Genomic DNA, 15,866 nt, shown 5'->3' on the forward strand with positions numbered 1-15,866 from the left:
AAACGAAATGGCATCTAACATTATTGTTGTGGGCGGCGGCCTGGCCGGCTTGATGGCGACCATCAAAGCGGCCGAAGCCGGAGCTCACGTTCATTTATTCTCGCTGGTACCGGTAAAACGTTCCCACTCGGTGTGCGCGCAGGGCGGCATTAACGGAGCCGTTAATACAAAGGGCGAAGGTGACTCTCCTTGGGAGCATTTCGACGATACCGTTTACGGCGGCGACTTTCTGGCGAACCAGCCACCTGTTAAAGCGATGTGCGAAGCCGCTCCGGGCATTATTCATTTGATGGACCGGATGGGCGTTATGTTTAACCGGACTCCGGAAGGACTGCTGGACTTCCGGCGGTTCGGGGGCACGAAGCATCACCGTACCGCTTATGCGGGTGCCACGACGGGCCAGCAGCTGCTGTATGCGCTTGACGAGCAGGTGCGCCGCTGGGAAACCGCGGGTCTCGTTACGAAATACGAAAACTGGGAGTTTCTGAATGCGGTCATCGACGACGAGGGGGTATGCCGCGGCATCAATGCGCAGGACCTTCGTTCGATGGAAATCCGGGCATTCCGGGGCGACGCGGTCATTCTGGCTAGCGGAGGCCCTGGCATTATTTTCGGCAAAACGACGAACTCCGTCATCAACACCGGTACGGCGGCCAGCGCCGTATACCAGCAAGGCGTGCATTATGCCAACGGCGAATTTATCCAGATTCACCCGACGGCCATTCCGGGGGATGACAAGCTGCGCCTGATGTCCGAATCCGCGCGCGGCGAGGGCGGCCGGATCTGGACGTACAAAGACGGCAAGCCTTGGTACTTCCTTGAGGAGAAGTATCCGGCCTACGGTAATCTGGTGCCGCGGGATATCGCTACCCGTGAAATTTTCCATGTCTGCGTGGATATGGGACTGGGCATCAACGGCGAGAACATGGTTTATCTCGACCTTTCGCATAAAGATCCGAAAGAGCTTGACGTCAAGCTCGGCGGCATTATCGAAATTTACGAGAAGTTCATGGGCGACGATCCTCGTAAAATTCCAATGAAAATCTTCCCGGCTGTCCACTATTCGATGGGCGGCATGTGGGTGGACTACAACCAGATGACCAACATTCCCGGCCTGTTTGCGGCAGGGGAATGCGAATACCAATATCACGGCGCCAACCGTCTGGGAGCAAACTCGCTCGTATCCGCCATCTACGGCGGAATGGTGGCCGGCCCGAAAGCGATTGAATATGTGAAGGGCTTGAAAAAGTCGTCGCAGGACGTTTCCTCTACGGTATTCGACCGTTCGGTGAAAGAGCATCAAACGAAGTTTGATAACCTGTTGAACATGCAGGGCACCGAGAATGCCTATGTGATTCATAAAGAGCTGGGCGAATGGATGACCAACAACATGACGGTGGTCCGCTACAACGACAAGTTGGAAGCGACCATCGGCAAGATCAAAGAACTGAAACAGCGCTACAAGAAAATCAACATGACGGACACCTCCCGCTGGAGCAACCAGGGCGCGGCGTTTACGAGGCAGTTGTGGAACATGCTGGAACTGGCCGAGGCCATGACGCTAGGGGCGCTGCTGCGCAACGAAAGCCGCGGAGCCCACTATAAGCCGGACTTCCCGGAACGTAACGACGAGGAATTCCTGAAGACAACGAAGGCGGCCTGGACACCGGACGGACCTCAAATTTCGTACGAAGAAGTGGACGTATCCTTGATTAAGCCGCGTATTCGCGACTATTCGAAAGATAAGTAAGGAAGGGGGATTTGACATGGCTCAAACTACAGCGTCCTCAAAAAACGTAAAATTTATCATCACCCGCCAGGACAGTCCGGAGTCGAAATCCTACACCGAGGAATTCGAGGTTCCGTACCGCCCCGGCATGAACGTGATCAGTGCGCTGATGGAGATTCAGCGCAATCCGAAAAACGTCCAAGGCCAAACGACGGCTCCGGTCTGCTGGGACTCCAACTGTCTGGAAGAAGTGTGCGGCGCCTGCTCCATGGTCATCAACGGCAAGCCGCGCCAGGCCTGTGCCGCCCTGATCGATAAGCTGGAACAGCCGATCCGGATTCAGCCGATGAAGACCTTCCCGGTTGTGAGGGACCTGATTATCGACCGCAGCCGGATGTTTAACGCCCTGAAACGGGTGAAGGCATGGATTCCGATCGACGGTACGTACGATCTCGGTCCGGGTCCGCGCATGCCTGAGAAGAAACGCCAATGGGCTTACGAGCTGTCCAAGTGCATGACCTGCGGCGTCTGTCTTGAAGCGTGCCCGAACGTTAACGAAAAAACCGATTTTATCGGACCGGCCGCTATCTCCCAGGTACGTCTCTTTAATGCTCACCCTACGGGCGAGATGAACAAGGAAGAGCGTTTGGAAGCACTGATGGAGGATGGAGGCATCGAGGGATGCGGCAACTCGCAAAACTGCGTCCGCTCTTGTCCAAAAGGCATTCCGCTTACCACGTCCATTGCGGAGATGAACAAAGATACGACCAAACATTTGTTTAAGCGATGGCTGGGGGTTTAAGCAAAACCTTGCATAGAGGCACTTGTCCGTTGGAATAACGGACAGGTGCCCTTTTTTACTTCGGCAAGGCAAGTTCGAAACATTCAATAAGAGCAACGGAAATGGAGTGAACGGCATGATTACCGAAAAACCGGTTACCATAAATGATTTAATTGAGGATTTGACACGGCTTGGTTTAAAGCCGGGTACGACGCTTCTCGTCCATTCTTCCTTAAAAAGCTTAGGCGGATGGATTGTGGGCGGCGCTGAATCTGTGATTCTCGCACTGGAAGAATTGTTGGGGGTGGACGGCACGTTGGTAATGCCAACGCAATCCCCGGATTTGACGGATCCTTCCACCTGGATGAATCCGCCGGCCGATTCCAAATGGTGGCAAACCATCCGTGACTGCATGCCCCCCTACAGCCCGGATTCGACGGTGACGACCGGAATGGGGGCCATTCCGGAAGCGTTTCGCAAAGGGGAGGGAGTTGTCCGCAGCCGCCATCCGCACGTATCTTTTGCCGCAAAAGGCAGGAATGCTAAATTCATAACGGGCTCACATCCTCTTTCCGACAGCTTGGGAGATCCTTCGCCGCTCGGCAGGATGTATGAGCTGGAAACTTGGGTTCTGATGCTTGGAACGACGCATGCAACGAACACTTCATTTCATCTGGCGGAATACCGTGCCGACTGGAAGGGAAAACAAAAAAGATCGGCTGCTGCACCGGTTCGGAGGGAAGGCGGCATTACCGTCTGGGAATCATACAACGACATTAATATCGATTCGGATGATTTCGAACGGATGGGAGCCGATTTTGAACGCGATTGTCCATCGGCATATAACCGAGGTTTCGTCAGGAACAGCCGATGCATCCTGGCAAGGCAGAGGCTGATGGTGGACTATGCCGTAAAATGGCTGGAAAAGAACCGTAGAGCTTAGGGAGGATTAACCTGTGGCTTTAAGGGGCTAAAGGGGTAATAAAGGAGTAAGATCTTCGAACATCTTATAATAGGAGGGATGATCTTGTCCTGGTGGATGTGGGCCATCAATATAACCGGATTGATCTTGCTTATTGTTTTTTCTATAACGCGGAGAAAAAATGGTCAAGCAAGCCTGTGCTTCTTGCCCCCTTGATCATCTACGTCCTTGTATCGGTCGAGGATCTGCTGGGATGGATCGATTTGAAACGTATCGTGCCGGGCGAAGGCGGGATGAGGGCGCTTATTTTGCTGTTTGTTTTGGGCTCGGTCATATTTTACATCCTATACATATTCAATAAAATTGCCGAGTCCGTCAGCAAGGAGGTCCGTTTAAAAACCACCCTGGTCCGAATCAGTCTGGCCGCTCTTGCCTGTATTCTGTTTTTTACGATTGTGTACATGTCCATTTATAAGCTGTTCGGCGGCGGGTCTTTTGAGGGGACGAACATCGGAGAGGATCTGGTGAGCCAGTTTATTACGTTTCTGTATTTCAGCGTAGCTACCTTTGTGACGGTGGGATACGGCGATGTGTCCGCCGTGGACAATACGGCACGCTTGACCGTGGTAATGGAGATTGCCTTCAGTTTTATTACGGTTGCTTACGCCTTGTCCATGCTGGGCACCTTAAGGCAGATTTTCAGCCCGGGGCCCGACGATCAGGGTTTGCCGCTCGAGGATGGCGAGCCATTTCATGAGTCGGCTAGGGACCTGGAGGGGCGAAAATCGCCTTCCGAAAATGATTCCCGCTCACGGGCTTAGGACTGGGGGCGGCTCAATTTTTTGCCGAAAATATTAAAAGGGCGTGCGGAGCAAAGGCTTCGCGCGCCCTTTTTGCAAGAGAATACATAAGGGCGAAATTTAGGCTATGGTTTCATCAGCTTGCGAAGCAGCTTAAGACCGCCCTTGCCGGGATAGCGGAAGCTGAAATCGAACCGGTTGGTCTGGCGCAGGACGCTTTTCATATGCGAAAAAGTCTGGAAGCTGTATTCTCCGTGGTAGGAGCCCATCCCACTTTCGCCTACGCCTCCGAATGGAAGGTGGGGGGTAGCCAGATGCATTAAGGTGTCATTGACACAACCGCCGCCAAAGGATATATTATTCAAAATTTGATCCTGTGCGGCTGTACTTTGCGTAAACAAATAGAGGGCAAGCGGTTTGGGTTTGTCATTAACCGCGGAAACCACTTCTTCCAGACGGTCATAAGTCAATATAGGCAAAACCGGGCCGAATATTTCCTCCTCCATAACCGGCATATCCCAGGTAACCTGGTCGAGCAGCGTCGGTTCAATCAAAAGCTTTCCGGGGTCGTTTTGCCCTCCATGCCGTAAATTCCCGTTACCTAAAAAAGCGGATAAACGGTTGAAGTGCTTTTCGGAAACAATCCGGCCGTAATCCGGGTTGGAGAGGGGATGGGGACCGTAAAATTCAGCGATGGCTTCGACCATGTAAGAGACCAGCTTATCTTTAACGTTCCGTTGAACAAACAGGTAATCCGGGGCTATGCATGTCTGGCCCGCGTTGGTGAATTTTCCGAATACGATCCGTTTGGCGGCAAGGCGGAGCGATGCGTCATCATGCACGATGCACGGGCTTTTTCCGCCCAGCTCAAGCGTAACGGGGATGAGGCGTTTGGCGGCAGCCTGCATGACGATTTTCCCGACCCGGACGCTGCCCGTGAAGAAGATATAGTCCAATGGCTGCTCCATCAGGCGCGTGCTGATTTCGGGCCCTCCTTCAATAACGGCTGCAAGCTCTTGCTCAAAGGTTTCCTTGACCAGTTCGGAGATCACTCGAGAGACGGCAGGCGTCAATTCCGAGGGTTTGATAATCACCGTATTGCCTGCGGCCAGCGCCCCGATAAGCGGTGACATGGCAAGCTGCCAGGGATAGTTCCAGGGGGCGATAACGAGAACGGTTCCGTAAGGCTCGGGATGGATTTCTCCCCGGCTGCCGATATGGGTGATCGCCGTCTTTACGCGTTTTGGCCTGGCCCATCGACGGATATGTTTAATCACATAGGCCAGTTCTTTATAAACGATACCGATTTCGGTCGAAAAAGCTTCCTGTTCGCTTTTGTTCAAATCCTTGCGCAGGGCATCGATGATTTCCTTTTCCTTCGCCAATAGAGCGTCGCGCAGTTTATAAAGCGCGCGGACACGGAAGGAAACGTCCTTTGTGGCACCCGTTTCATAAAAACGGCGCTGCCCCGAAACTATAGCCTCTACGGAATCGTTAACAATCATAGCGAACTCCTCTCTGTACTTGCTTGCCTATCATGCGGCAGCAGTACAACACTCACTTTCATATATTATAAAGGAGGCCGTTCCAAAATGAAAAATGATTCCTTCCTGACGGACGGCCCGAAGGAAGAGGTTCGCCAAGGAGAGGCAAACCGCATGACCCGCCGCCGTTTTTTAAAGCTCGGTGTTTCAACCTTGGTCGGAACCGGCCTCGCCTGTGCGGGATACGGAGCCTTTCTGGAGCCGAGGCAGCTGGAGATTACAAGAACTACGCTTTGGCAAGACCGCCTGCCTAAAGCCTTTGACGGAATGAAAATCGCCCATTTCAGCGATCTTCATTTGGGTTTTCATACCGGAGCGGAGGATGCCAAACGGATAACGGGTATCATTAATGCCGAGCGTCCCGATTTGATTGCGTTTACGGGTGACATGGTGGATGGCCCGGCAGCGGACATGGAATCGGCGGTCGAGCCGTTATCGGCTTTGGAGGCCCCGTTAGGCGCCGTTTCTATCGTAGGCAACCACGATTTCGACGATGTATCCCGTCTGATATCGCTTCAGGAGAAAGCCGGATTTACCGTATTAAGGAACGAAAATATCATACTAAGTCGGAAGGGGCACACGATCGCGGTCGCAGGCTTGGATGATTGGCTGCTTGGGATGCCTGATCCGGACAAGGCTTTGAAGGGAATCCCGGAGCATATGTACACCGTGCTGCTGGTGCATGAGCCGGATTATGCCGACATCGCCGTAAATTACCCGTTTGACCTGCAGTTGTCCGGCCATAGTCACGGAGGCCAGATCCGGCTGCCGGGAATCGGGGAAGTCATCACTCCGCCGGGCTCAAAAACATATATTCAGGGACTTTATGAAGTCGGACGATCCGGCATGCCTTTGTACGTGAACCGGGGGATCGGCATGACCCGTCTGCCGTTTCGTTTTTTATGCAAACCTGAACTGAGTATCATAACCTTAAAGCAACGCGATTATAACGGGCAAAGAGGAAATGGAAGCTAGAGTTCCGAAAGTAAACTGCATAATTTGTACTTTTGTTACACAATTGAAATATACCTGTTATCAAACTCTAACAGCGGCGGGTTAAACTTATTGCATGACCCCCTTTTGAGAATATATATACTGCGTTTGGGACCCGATTGCCGGGTCCTCTTTTTTTGCTTTAAGCCAAAAAAAGGCTCCGATCCTCTTAGAGAGGAACGGATACCTTCTGTTTTTGTTTGAAATATACCCACTCTTTAAAACCGATTTCCTTCAAAACCGCGGAAACCTCTTCAAATTCGTCTCCCACCCTCGACGGTTTATGCGCATCCGAACCGAACGTCACTTCAACTCCATGGAAAAGGGCACGCTCAAGAATTTCATTGGAGGGATACCAGCCTCCGGACAATTTGGTTTTACCGGAAGTGTTGATCTCGATGGCGATGCCGCATTCCGAGATGGTTTTAAGCGTCTCCTCCAGCGCCTCTTCCGTCAAAATATCCGTGAAGGACGGATAGTTTCCCTTCATGGCGTCGATGTGTCCCAAGATCTGAAACATGCCGCTTTTTGCGGATTGGCGGATCAAAGAGAAGTATTCTTCCTTTTGAGCGACTTTTTCTTTTTCGGATAAACCTTTCCAGCGGTTTTTATTAAAGATGCTTACGCCGTTTACCTCGTGGACCGAGCCGATGATATAGTCAAAAGGGTATTGCGCCAGGGCGTCCCGGTAAATGTCCGCGTACTTCGGGAAGAAGTCCGACTCGATGCCGAGGAGCACGTCGATTTTCCCCTCGTATTCCTTTTTCAGTTGAAGAACCTCTTCCACATAGTTGACGATTTCGCTTTTACCCATGTAGATATAAGGGAACGGCTGCTCCTCCGGGCTTCCAAAGTAAGGAGTATGGTCCGAGATCCCGATGACCTGCAGCCCGGCGCTGATCGCGGCCTCCACATAATCCCGGATGTTTCCGTCCGCATGGCCGCAGCGGAAATGATGAGTGTGCAAATCAAATTTCATGGTGTCCTCCTTTATCTCCATAAACGCGTTTTTGATTATTCGCTGCTAATAAACTGGGTTTCCGGCATCCCCTTCAAATCGCTCAGAAACTGGCGCATGGCTGAGCTCACATAACGGCCGCTCTTATAGATCACGCCGACAGGGTGGCTGACCTCAAGCTCGGCAAGAGGGACGATTTTCAGCGTACCGTTTCGAAGTTCCTTGGAAACCGATTGTTTCGAAATGATGCCCGCCCCGAGGTTGATCTCCACCATCCGCTTGATTTCCTCGCTGCTGGAAAGCTCCATGACGACCTGAGGTTCAATACCGTGCGCTTTCATGACTTCATCGGCAAATCTCCGCCCGAACGTATCCTGCGTCAGAAGGATCAGCGGGGTTTGGCCCAGTACCTCAATGTCGGCTTTGTTTACCTTCGCCAGCGGGTGCTCCGGAGAGACGACCAGTTCAAAGGAGTCATAAAATAAAATGGAAGAGTTAACGTTCGGGTTGCGCTCGATGAGGTATCCGATTCCGATGTCCATCAAGCTGTTCTCCACGCCGTGATAGATTTGGGAGGAAGCCATGGATTGAATCGTTGTTTTGATATGGGGAAACTGGTCCTGAAAGTAAGACAGTACGCGGGGCAATATTTGAATCGCGATGGACGTGGTAGTTCCGAGCCGAATGTGTCCCTGGGGAGTCTGATCCAGATCCGACAGGCGCTGCTTCAATTCATCGACGATCCGCAATATTTGTTCGGCATGCTCGACGAATACCTGCCCCCTGTCTGTCAGCGTTACTGGCTGGCTGCGGTCCACGAGCACGGTCTTGAATTCATCTTCAAGGCTCTTGATCTGGGCCGAAACGGCCGGCTGGGTCAAATTGAGAAGTTCCCCCGCTTTGCGAAAGCTCATCGTTTTGGAAATGGTGATGAGGGTTTCCAGTTGGCTGATGTTCATGGCCGTCCTCCTTGTCATGATTTCATTTTTCCGTGCCGTTTAAACGTGATTGCCTAATGATTAAATTATAGGTGATTATCCAAAACGGGGCAATGCGGTGGCTCTTGGTCCCGGTTTGCAGACGAACAGGATAAGGTCATCAATTTTCATTTCATTATTAAATGTGGGGGATAAAATCCGATAATAGTAAAGACCGCTAAATTAGAACTACGACTAAAGGCCTGTGAACGTGAAGCAGAATGTTCGGTGAAAATTAATGCCCGGCTTATAAACAGAGCTTCTTTCGTTAATTTATGATGATTTATTACAGGGTATCCATTATAATGTTTTTAATTGATATCGGGACTTTGGGACCCTGACCAAAAACCTAGTGAAAGGGGGCAATCCGGAATGAAAGCGGAGGTTATCAATCCTTTTTTAGAGTCCGCGCGGCATGTCATCGAGCAGGTGATGCAGGTATCGCCTTCCACGGGAAATCTCGGGGTTAGGGAGATTACGCGCATTGATGACCATATATGGATTTTGATCGGCATGACAGGCCAAATGAGCGGAGACATTGTTTTTGGTCTTCATGAGCAGGTTGCCCTGCGGATGGTATCCGTCATGATGGGGGGATACGTATTGACCGAAATGGACGAGATGGGCCAGAGCGCGATATCGGAGCTTGGCAATATGATTAGCGGCAACGCAAGCATGATCTTGTCCAACCAAGGGGTTCATGTGGATATTACACCGCCAAAAGTGATCAGATCCGTGAACGTCACCCATTTTTCAACGAAAAAAGCGCTGAGCATCCCGCTGCTGATGGATGGAATCGGGGAACTGGATATTCAGGTCATGATTTCATAAAATAAAGGAAACACGGCGGTCCGTCCTTCAAGGGAGCCATCAAGCTTCCCGGCAGACTGCGGGGAGGAAGAAGAAATCGTGCTTGATCAGAAAGTGATTGTCGTTACGGGAGCATCCAGCGGAATAGGGGCATTGACGGCGGAGATGCTGTCGGAGCAGGGCGCCTACGTTGTACTTGCCGGCCGGTCGGAGCAGCGGCTGAACGAGGTCGGCGGCAGGCTTAAAGGCGCCCATGAGCTTGCGCTATTGGACGTTCGGGAGCCGGAGCAGGTCAAGGGCTTTTTTCACCGTATCCTCGAAACGCACGGCAAAGTAGACGTGCTGCTGAACAACGCGGGGTATGGCATATTCGAATCGTTTCTGAATACGCGGGAAGAGCAGTTTGAGGACATGATGGACGTGAACTACATGGGGATTGTCCGCTGTACCCAGGCGGTTCTTCCGGGAATGCTGGAGCGAGGCAGCGGTCAAATCGTCAATATCGCTTCCATGGCCGGGAAAATTGGCTCGGCTAAGTCAACCGCTTACTCCGCCTCCAAGCATGCCGTTCTTGGGCTGACCAACTCGCTGCGCCAGGAGCTCAGAGGAACAGGAATCACGGTGTCGGCGGTTAATCCCGGTCCGATCGATACCCCTTTTTTCAATTTGGCTGACCCGTCGGGGGGCTACGTCAAAAACGTCAGCTGGTTCATGATGAAGCCGGAGTATGTGGCCCGGCGCATTGTAAAGCTGATCGACAAGCGGAAGGAAGAAATCGATCTGCCTCGCCTGGCCGCTGCGGGCATCAGGCTGTATCAGCTATTTCCGCGCTTGGCCGACCGGATTTCTCACCGGTGGATGAACCAGAAATAAATCGTTTCGTGCAGTCTGATGGATGGCCGGCTCTTAAGAGGAGCCGGCTTTTTCGTCTAAGAGATAAGAAGGTATAAACTTCTATCTCGCAAGAAAAACTTCGGCAATATGCGGTCTGTCCTCTGAGAAAGTTCATCGATTTCTTATCCACGAAGCATCGCACGGACTTTTCACCTGGTTGATTTGGTGGGAACTTCCGTTTTAGCATATAATGAGACGAGAGTGATCAAGACTCGATGAAAAAAGGGTGGACAAACGAATGACTTTTACTGCATTTAATCAACTCGGCATTGCCGAGGACTTGACGGCCCGTTTGGCCGAATTCGGAATAGAGACGCCGTCGCCGGTACAAGCCGAGGCGATCCCCCATGTGTTGGAGGGCAGCGACGTGCTGGCCACCTCCCAGACAGGGACCGGCAAAACGCTCGCCTATCTTTTGCCTGTGCTTCAGGGCATTGATCCCGCAAGCAAAAACGTTCAGAAGCTGATACTCGCACCGACTCAGGAACTGGCGATTCAAATTGTGCGGGAGAGCGAGCGATACGGCGAAGCTCGGGGAATAGGCGTGCTTGGTCTTATAGGCGGCGCCGCCGTGAAGCGGCAGCTGGAAAAGCTGAAGCTTCATCCGCAGCTGATTGTGGGAACGCCGGGACGCGTCCGTGAACTGATCGAAATCAAAAAGCTGAAGATGCACGAAGTCAGCACCATCGTGGTGGACGAGGTCGATCAGGTATTTAACCTGGGCGGAGCAGGGGACGTGGACCGAATTTTAAAAAGCGCGAAACGCGACCGGCAGCTTGTTTTTCTGTCGGCCACCGTCAGTCGGGAAACGGCGGAGCTCGTGAAGCGGGAAATGGATCGTCCGATCGAGATCGGCATTGATCCCGAGCGCAGAACTCCATCCGCGCTGGAGCATTATTATTTTGTGGTCGAGGAGCGTGACCGGATCGACATGCTCCGGCGGGTCATCCGCCACTATAATCCCGACCGGGCCATCATTTTCGTGAATCAGACCGAGGATTTGGCGGAAGTGGAGGCGAAGCTGAACTTCTTGGGACTGAGCGCCGCTGCCCTCTACGGCGACGCGGACAAAATGACACGCAGCCGCGTTTTGAACGCTTTCCGGGAAGGCCGCACCCGGCTGCTCGTGGCGAGCGACGTGGCGGCTAGAGGCCTGGATATCGAAGGCCTCGGAATGGTTATCAATCATGACCCGCCGATCGATGCAGAGCATTACACCCACCGTGCCGGACGGACCGGACGCATGGGCAAAAGGGGGATGGTTGTTTCCCTCGTGACGGACCGGCAGACCTTTATTATGCGTAAATTCAACCGCGAGCTTGGAATAAGCATTGAAGAGCGCGCGATGTATGGAGGCAAGGTTCGCGTACCGCGGCCGGCCGCTTCCATTTCAGGCCGCTTTCAGGGAGGCGCTTCGGATAAGTCCACCGGCAATGGGGCAGGTCGCAACGGGGCGCGAAAGCAAGGCAAGCAAGGAAAAGGAGAGGCAAGCAAGCCTTCCGGCAAGGCTCCGCAGCCTCGCCAGAGCGAACGGCATCGGGACCGGAAGAACAAGGGAGCGCCGAAATGGCTGAAGAACAAGCCGGCCAAAGATGAATAGCCCCGGACCATCCGGGACTATGGGTCAAGGAACTGCGGGACAACCGCAGATTTATGATCATCTGGATTTAATTAACGGGCAGTTTTACCGTGCGTAAGGCTGCCGTAGTGTGGGGTGAACAGGAAATGAACGAATTTCCGGTATTGTCCGTTCAGGATCTGAGCGGAGGCTATAGTTTGAACCGTCCCGTTCTGCATGATGTATCCTTCCATGTTCAGCCGGGCGAGATGGTTGGTCTGATCGGGTTGAACGGGGCGGGTAAAAGCACCACGATGAAGCATATTCTGGGACTGATGAATCCGCAGAAGGGCGAAGTCCGGGTTCAGGGGAAAAGCCGGAACGAGGATGCGGAGGCTTATCATGGGGCTCTGGCATTCGTCCCGGAGTCGCCGCTTTTGTATGAAGAGATGACGGTAAGAGAGCATCTGGAATTTACAGCCAGGTCCTATGACGTTCCGCGCGGAGAGTACGAGACCCGTGCAGCGCAGCTGTCCAAGATGTTTCGTATGGAAGACAAGATGGACAGTCTTTCGGCTCACCTGTCCAAAGGGATGAGGCAAAAGGTCATGATTATGTGCGCGTTTGTCGCAAGGCCTTCGCTGTATATCATCGACGAGCCTTTTCTGGGCCTCGACCCGCTCGGAATCCGCTCTTTGCTAGACTTTATGCTGGAACTGAAAGCGTCGGGCTCCTCCGTCCTGCTCAGTTCCCATATCCTTTCCACGATTGAAAACTACTGCGACCGGTTCATTGTGCTGCATCAAGGCAAAATCGTGGCTCAGGGGACGCTTCTTGAGATTGCCGAACAGGCAGGCCAGCGGGATAAATCTCTTGAGGAGCTGTTTTATGCCCTGATTCAAGGCGGGAACGGCGGATGAACCTGAAGGAGCTGTTTGCCAAAAGAAGGGGGCAATTCTGGGGAGAGATCCTTCCCTATCTCGGTTATGTCATTCAAAGCGGCGTTGCCTTCGTATTTTTATTCGTCCTGATCGCTTTTTCCGCATGGTACACGTCCATTGTTCAAAATGTGCCGCAAGGACTGCCGATCCGTTGGATTATGCTTGCCGTCCTATTTCCGCTTGCCGTCAACAGCAGCGTTCGGACTTATCTGCGTTCTGCCGATACGGTGTTTTTGTTGCCGCAGGAATCAAGAATGAAGCAGTATTTCGTTAAAGGCTGGGTCAGCGGGGTTGTATATAAAACAGCACTGCTTCTCGTTGTCCTGCTCATCCTGTGGCCGTTGTACATACGAAGCGATTCCGAACCCAAGCTGCTGCTGCCTACGGTTCTGGTCCTGATTGTGCTAAAGCTCGCGTCCAGCTACGGCAGCTGGAAGGAGCAGTTGATGGTTTCCAGGTCAGCCGCCGGAGCTTTCCGCGCCCTGCGTTGGGCGGTTACCGCGCTGTCGCTGGCTTCTTGGCTGTGGTCCCCGGTCTTCGGCAGTCTCCTATTTATCGCTCTCATCCATCTGACTTATTGGGCGGCCCTAAGGGTGCCGGTCAAACATTTCGTCGCTTGGGAGCGCTTGATTCAGGTTGAAAAAAGACAGGCCGCAAGGGTGATGATGGTGCTGAGCTGGTTCGTCGACGTGCCTCAGCGGGAACAGCGGGTATATGCCCGCAAATGGCTGTCACGCTGGGGCAGCGGAATTCCGTGGCGGAAGGAGACGGCATATCGCTTTCTGTTGGCGAAGAGCCTGGCCCGAAGCGATATCTTCGGCATTTTGTTCAGGGTGGGCGTTCTGGGGGCGCTTCTTGTCTGGCTGACCCGGGACAGCCTTGCATCCGCTGCGGTTTACCTCGTATGCCTAATGATTGCGGGGCTGCAGCTGTCGTCTTTAAGAAAGCTGCATCGGGAATCGTTTTGGCTTCATGTTTATCCCCTTCCGGAAGGAACGCGACGACAGAATGAAGTGAAACTGGTCTTCCAAGTCCAGCTGCTGTGGGCAGTTCTCCTGTGGATTCCGCTGTTGTTCTCGATTTCAACAAAGCCGGGGTTGGTGCTCGGCACCGGATGTGCAGGGCTTCTGCTTGTATTTCTGTTCCGTATGGCGGCTCTTCGCCGGGGGAAAAGGGAAGACGAGGACGATCTTTAAATGAAAATGCAAAAGAGGCCGGGGCATGCTGCTTCGGCCTTTTAAAATACGAGAAATGTTCGTTTTGAAATCGCAGCCTTCATTACACCCAGAAAGCACGAGTGATGATAACGAGCAGAATAAAGAGTACCAGAATGGCTTCTACGCTTCCGTAACGACCATATCCCCCGTAATTGCCATAACCGCCATAACCACCATACCCGCCATAACCGCGGTACTCGCCATAACCGCGATACTCGCTACATCTTGGTTCTTCAACTGCTTCCATGATCCATTCCCCTTTCGGTTCGCTGTGCGTTAAGAGTATTTTATATGGCTGAATAACCAAGGATATGGGCCAACGTATATTCCCATAAACAAAAAAAGGCGGGAAGACTCCCTGCCTTTTTTAGCATTCATTCGGCAAAACAAGAAAACGGCATTTTTTCGAATCAGTTCTTTTTCAGATCCTGAACGGCTTTGTACACCAGGTCAAATAAATCTTCCAAATACGCCTCTTCGATGCAGGAGAAGGCAATCCGCAGATCATGCTCTCCCAGCGCGATGGTACCGACGCCGTATTCGTGGATCAGATGGGTCCGAAGCGCCTCGGCTGAAACGCCGTTCAGCTTAAGGCACATGAAATAGCCGGAGTTGAAAGGATAGTATTCCCATGCGTCGGCGTATTTTCCGCTGTCCAGCAGAGCTTTGACCTTGTTGGCCCGGCCCTTCATAATGTTGAATTTTTCCAACTTCTGCTGCTCGAACTCGGGAGATTTCAACGCATCCAGCACAAACGTCTGGGAAGGATGGGAGCCGCTTGAAATCGTGGCCCGAATGATACCCAATGTTTTCTGCTCCAAAGCGGCCAGCAGCTCTTTGTTCTCGGAAGCATAGGTAATAAAGCCGACGCGGAAGCCCCATACGAATTCCTCTTTGGTCGCGCCGTCGATTTTAACGGCAAGCACGCGCGGATGGAGATCGGCCAGACGCCCGAACAGGGATTCCTTGAGCGAGTCTTCGAAGAACAGGCCGAAGTAGGCGTCATCCGTGACGGCAACCACGTTGATGCCGGCTTCTGCGGCTTCCTTGATGGCGGCAACGATGGCTTCGCCTTCTTCGGCTCCCGGCGTATATCCCGTTGGGTTGTTCGGAAAATTGAGCAGCACGACGGCCTTGCCCTTGTCTTTCTGGCTCAACAGCGCTTCGCGCAAGCCGGCGGCGTTAAATTTCATATCGTCCGTAAAGAGCGGGTAATTGACCGTCACGCCATGGCGGCGGATACCGAAAGTGAGCTCGTAGTTTTCCCAGTTTTTATCCGGGTAAACGACGGCGTCGCCTTCATCGACAAACAGGTCCGCAACAATGCTGAGGCCATGGGTCAGGGCATTCGTCGCCACGGGATTGCTGAAGCTTTTGCCTTCCAGGGAAGGGTTTTCCTGCAGCATTTTGCTGCGCCAGGCGGAGCGGAGTTCAGGCTTTCCTGCAGGCGGCGCATAGCTGTACAGATCCTTCGGCTGGTAGGCCGACAATTTGTCTTGGATGACGTCCAGATGCATCGGGATGCCGCCTTCCGTGGCGATGCCGATCGTGGCGTTATATTTCTTCGCGTGGCTCGCGGCTTCGGCGGACTGGCTCAGGATGCCTTCCTTGGGGAAATAAATCTCCCTGCCGAGGTTTGACAGCATGTCATACACGTGCGGGTTTCCAGTCTTGATGTCTTCGTTCAATTGAGAAGCCAAAGGGTTCATGTGTGGATTCCATCCTTCCGAATGCTTTTGGTT

At 52.7% G+C, this 15,866-nt stretch carries 15 protein-coding genes; 10 read left to right on the plus strand and 5 right to left on the minus strand.

Features of this window, described 5'->3' with window-relative positions; all coding sequences use genetic code 11:
* Nucleotides 1-7 precede the first annotated feature (7 nt).
* The 4 genes from sdhA to XI25_RS28335 all read left to right on the plus strand — a co-directional run bounded on the left by sdhA (nt 8) and on the right by XI25_RS28335 (nt 4,253).
* Nucleotides 8-1,750: a succinate dehydrogenase flavoprotein subunit gene (sdhA, locus tag XI25_RS28320; protein ID WP_046681196.1), complete on the plus strand. Its 1,743-nt coding sequence runs from the start codon at nt 8-10 to the stop codon at nt 1,748-1,750.
* Nucleotides 1,751-1,766: 16 nt separating this feature from the next.
* Nucleotides 1,767-2,531 (plus strand): succinate dehydrogenase iron-sulfur subunit, encoded by a 765-nt coding sequence (gene sdhB / locus XI25_RS28325; protein ID WP_046681197.1) that lies wholly within the window; start codon nt 1,767-1,769, stop codon nt 2,529-2,531.
* 115 nt (nt 2,532-2,646) lie between these two features.
* Complete coding sequence (locus XI25_RS28330; protein ID WP_046681198.1) at nt 2,647-3,453, plus strand: aminoglycoside N(3)-acetyltransferase; 807 nt, start codon at nt 2,647-2,649, stop codon at nt 3,451-3,453.
* A gap of 92 nt (nt 3,454-3,545) precedes the next feature.
* Nucleotides 3,546-4,253, plus strand: a complete 708-nt coding sequence (locus XI25_RS28335) for a potassium channel family protein (protein ID WP_235440481.1) — start codon at nt 3,546-3,548, stop codon at nt 4,251-4,253.
* A gap of 104 nt (nt 4,254-4,357) precedes the next feature.
* Here XI25_RS28335 and XI25_RS28340 read toward each other — a convergent pair whose 3' ends face one another.
* Nucleotides 4,358-5,737 carry an aldehyde dehydrogenase gene (locus XI25_RS28340; RefSeq protein WP_046681199.1) on the minus strand — a complete coding sequence of 460 codons (1,380 nt, stop codon included), beginning with the start codon at nt 5,735-5,737 and terminating at the stop codon, nt 4,358-4,360.
* An 87-nt stretch (nt 5,738-5,824) separates the two neighbouring features.
* Between XI25_RS28340 and XI25_RS28345 the strand changes: the two genes are divergently transcribed.
* Entirely contained in the window at nt 5,825-6,751 is a 927-nt protein-coding gene (locus tag XI25_RS28345; protein ID WP_046681200.1) for a metallophosphoesterase, read from the plus strand.
* A gap of 187 nt (nt 6,752-6,938) precedes the next feature.
* Here the strand turns inward: XI25_RS28345 and XI25_RS28350 are convergent, their stop codons facing one another.
* Complete coding sequence (locus tag XI25_RS28350; protein ID WP_046681201.1) at nt 6,939-7,748, minus strand: histidinol-phosphatase; 810 nt, start codon at nt 7,746-7,748, stop codon at nt 6,939-6,941.
* A gap of 35 nt (nt 7,749-7,783) precedes the next feature.
* Nucleotides 7,784-8,686: a LysR family transcriptional regulator gene (locus tag XI25_RS28355; protein ID WP_046681202.1), complete on the minus strand. Its 903-nt coding sequence runs from the start codon at nt 8,684-8,686 to the stop codon at nt 7,784-7,786.
* A gap of 390 nt (nt 8,687-9,076) precedes the next feature.
* On the opposite strand from XI25_RS28355, the gene XI25_RS28360 reads away from it, so the two are divergent.
* From XI25_RS28360 to XI25_RS28380, 5 genes are all read left to right on the plus strand, one after another.
* Nucleotides 9,077-9,535 carry a chemotaxis protein CheX gene (locus tag XI25_RS28360; RefSeq protein ID WP_046681203.1) on the plus strand — a complete coding sequence of 153 codons (459 nt, stop codon included), beginning with the start codon at nt 9,077-9,079 and terminating at the stop codon, nt 9,533-9,535.
* A gap of 75 nt (nt 9,536-9,610) precedes the next feature.
* Nucleotides 9,611-10,387 (plus strand): SDR family NAD(P)-dependent oxidoreductase, encoded by a 777-nt coding sequence (locus tag XI25_RS28365; RefSeq protein ID WP_152669239.1) that lies wholly within the window; start codon nt 9,611-9,613, stop codon nt 10,385-10,387.
* 259 nt (nt 10,388-10,646) lie between these two features.
* Nucleotides 10,647-12,008, plus strand: coding sequence for a DEAD/DEAH box helicase (locus XI25_RS28370; protein WP_046681205.1), 1,362 nt, complete (start codon nt 10,647-10,649; stop codon nt 12,006-12,008).
* Between the two features lie 125 nt (nt 12,009-12,133).
* Nucleotides 12,134-12,886 carry an ABC transporter ATP-binding protein gene (locus tag XI25_RS28375; RefSeq protein ID WP_046681206.1) on the plus strand — a complete coding sequence of 251 codons (753 nt, stop codon included), beginning with the start codon at nt 12,134-12,136 and terminating at the stop codon, nt 12,884-12,886.
* The gene (locus tag XI25_RS28380) at nt 12,883-14,103 is read left to right on the plus strand and encodes an ABC transporter permease (protein ID WP_046681207.1); all 1,221 of its coding nucleotides are present in this window, start codon (nt 12,883-12,885) and stop codon (nt 14,101-14,103) included. Before XI25_RS28375 ends, XI25_RS28380 begins: the two co-directional genes overlap by 4 nt.
* A gap of 82 nt (nt 14,104-14,185) precedes the next feature.
* Here XI25_RS28380 and XI25_RS37120 read toward each other — a convergent pair whose 3' ends face one another.
* Both XI25_RS37120 and XI25_RS28390 read right to left on the minus strand, forming a co-directional pair.
* Nucleotides 14,186-14,371 (minus strand): hypothetical protein, encoded by a 186-nt coding sequence (locus tag XI25_RS37120; RefSeq protein WP_082112522.1) that lies wholly within the window; start codon nt 14,369-14,371, stop codon nt 14,186-14,188.
* Nucleotides 14,372-14,534: 163 nt separating this feature from the next.
* Nucleotides 14,535-15,833: an aminotransferase class I/II-fold pyridoxal phosphate-dependent enzyme gene (locus tag XI25_RS28390; RefSeq protein WP_046681209.1), complete on the minus strand. Its 1,299-nt coding sequence runs from the start codon at nt 15,831-15,833 to the stop codon at nt 14,535-14,537.
* Nucleotides 15,834-15,866: the final 33 nt, after the last annotated feature.

Origin of the sequence: Paenibacillus sp. DMB20, from assembly GCF_000987955.1 — a bacterium.
Classification (GTDB): domain Bacteria; phylum Bacillota; class Bacilli; order Paenibacillales; family Paenibacillaceae; genus Paenibacillus_AQ.

Bases quoted from the DNA above. Each gene is read 5' to 3' on its own strand.
- sdhA (WP_046681196.1), top strand. From the start codon at position 8: ATGGCATCTAACATTATTGTTGTGGGCGGCGGCCTGGCCGGCTTGATG.
- sdhB (WP_046681197.1), top strand. From the start codon at position 1,767: ATGGCTCAAACTACAGCGTCCTCAAAAAACGTAAAATTTATCATCACC.
- XI25_RS28330 (WP_046681198.1), top strand. From the start codon at position 2,647: ATGATTACCGAAAAACCGGTTACCATAAATGATTTAATTGAGGATTTG.
- XI25_RS28340 (WP_046681199.1), bottom strand. From the start codon at position 5,737: ATGATTGTTAACGATTCCGTAGAGGCTATAGTTTCGGGGCAGCGCCGT.
- XI25_RS28345 (WP_046681200.1), top strand. From the start codon at position 5,825: ATGAAAAATGATTCCTTCCTGACGGACGGCCCGAAGGAAGAGGTTCGC.
- XI25_RS28350 (WP_046681201.1), bottom strand. From the start codon at position 7,748: ATGAAATTTGATTTGCACACTCATCATTTCCGCTGCGGCCATGCGGAC.
- XI25_RS28355 (WP_046681202.1), bottom strand. From the start codon at position 8,686: ATGAACATCAGCCAACTGGAAACCCTCATCACCATTTCCAAAACGATG.
- XI25_RS28360 (WP_046681203.1), top strand. From the start codon at position 9,077: ATGAAAGCGGAGGTTATCAATCCTTTTTTAGAGTCCGCGCGGCATGTC.
- XI25_RS28370 (WP_046681205.1), top strand. From the start codon at position 10,647: ATGACTTTTACTGCATTTAATCAACTCGGCATTGCCGAGGACTTGACG.
- XI25_RS28375 (WP_046681206.1), top strand. From the start codon at position 12,134: ATGAACGAATTTCCGGTATTGTCCGTTCAGGATCTGAGCGGAGGCTAT.
- XI25_RS28380 (WP_046681207.1), top strand. From the start codon at position 12,883: ATGAACCTGAAGGAGCTGTTTGCCAAAAGAAGGGGGCAATTCTGGGGA.
- XI25_RS37120 (WP_082112522.1), bottom strand. From the start codon at position 14,371: ATGGAAGCAGTTGAAGAACCAAGATGTAGCGAGTATCGCGGTTATGGC.
- XI25_RS28390 (WP_046681209.1), bottom strand. From the start codon at position 15,833: ATGAACCCTTTGGCTTCTCAATTGAACGAAGACATCAAGACTGGAAAC.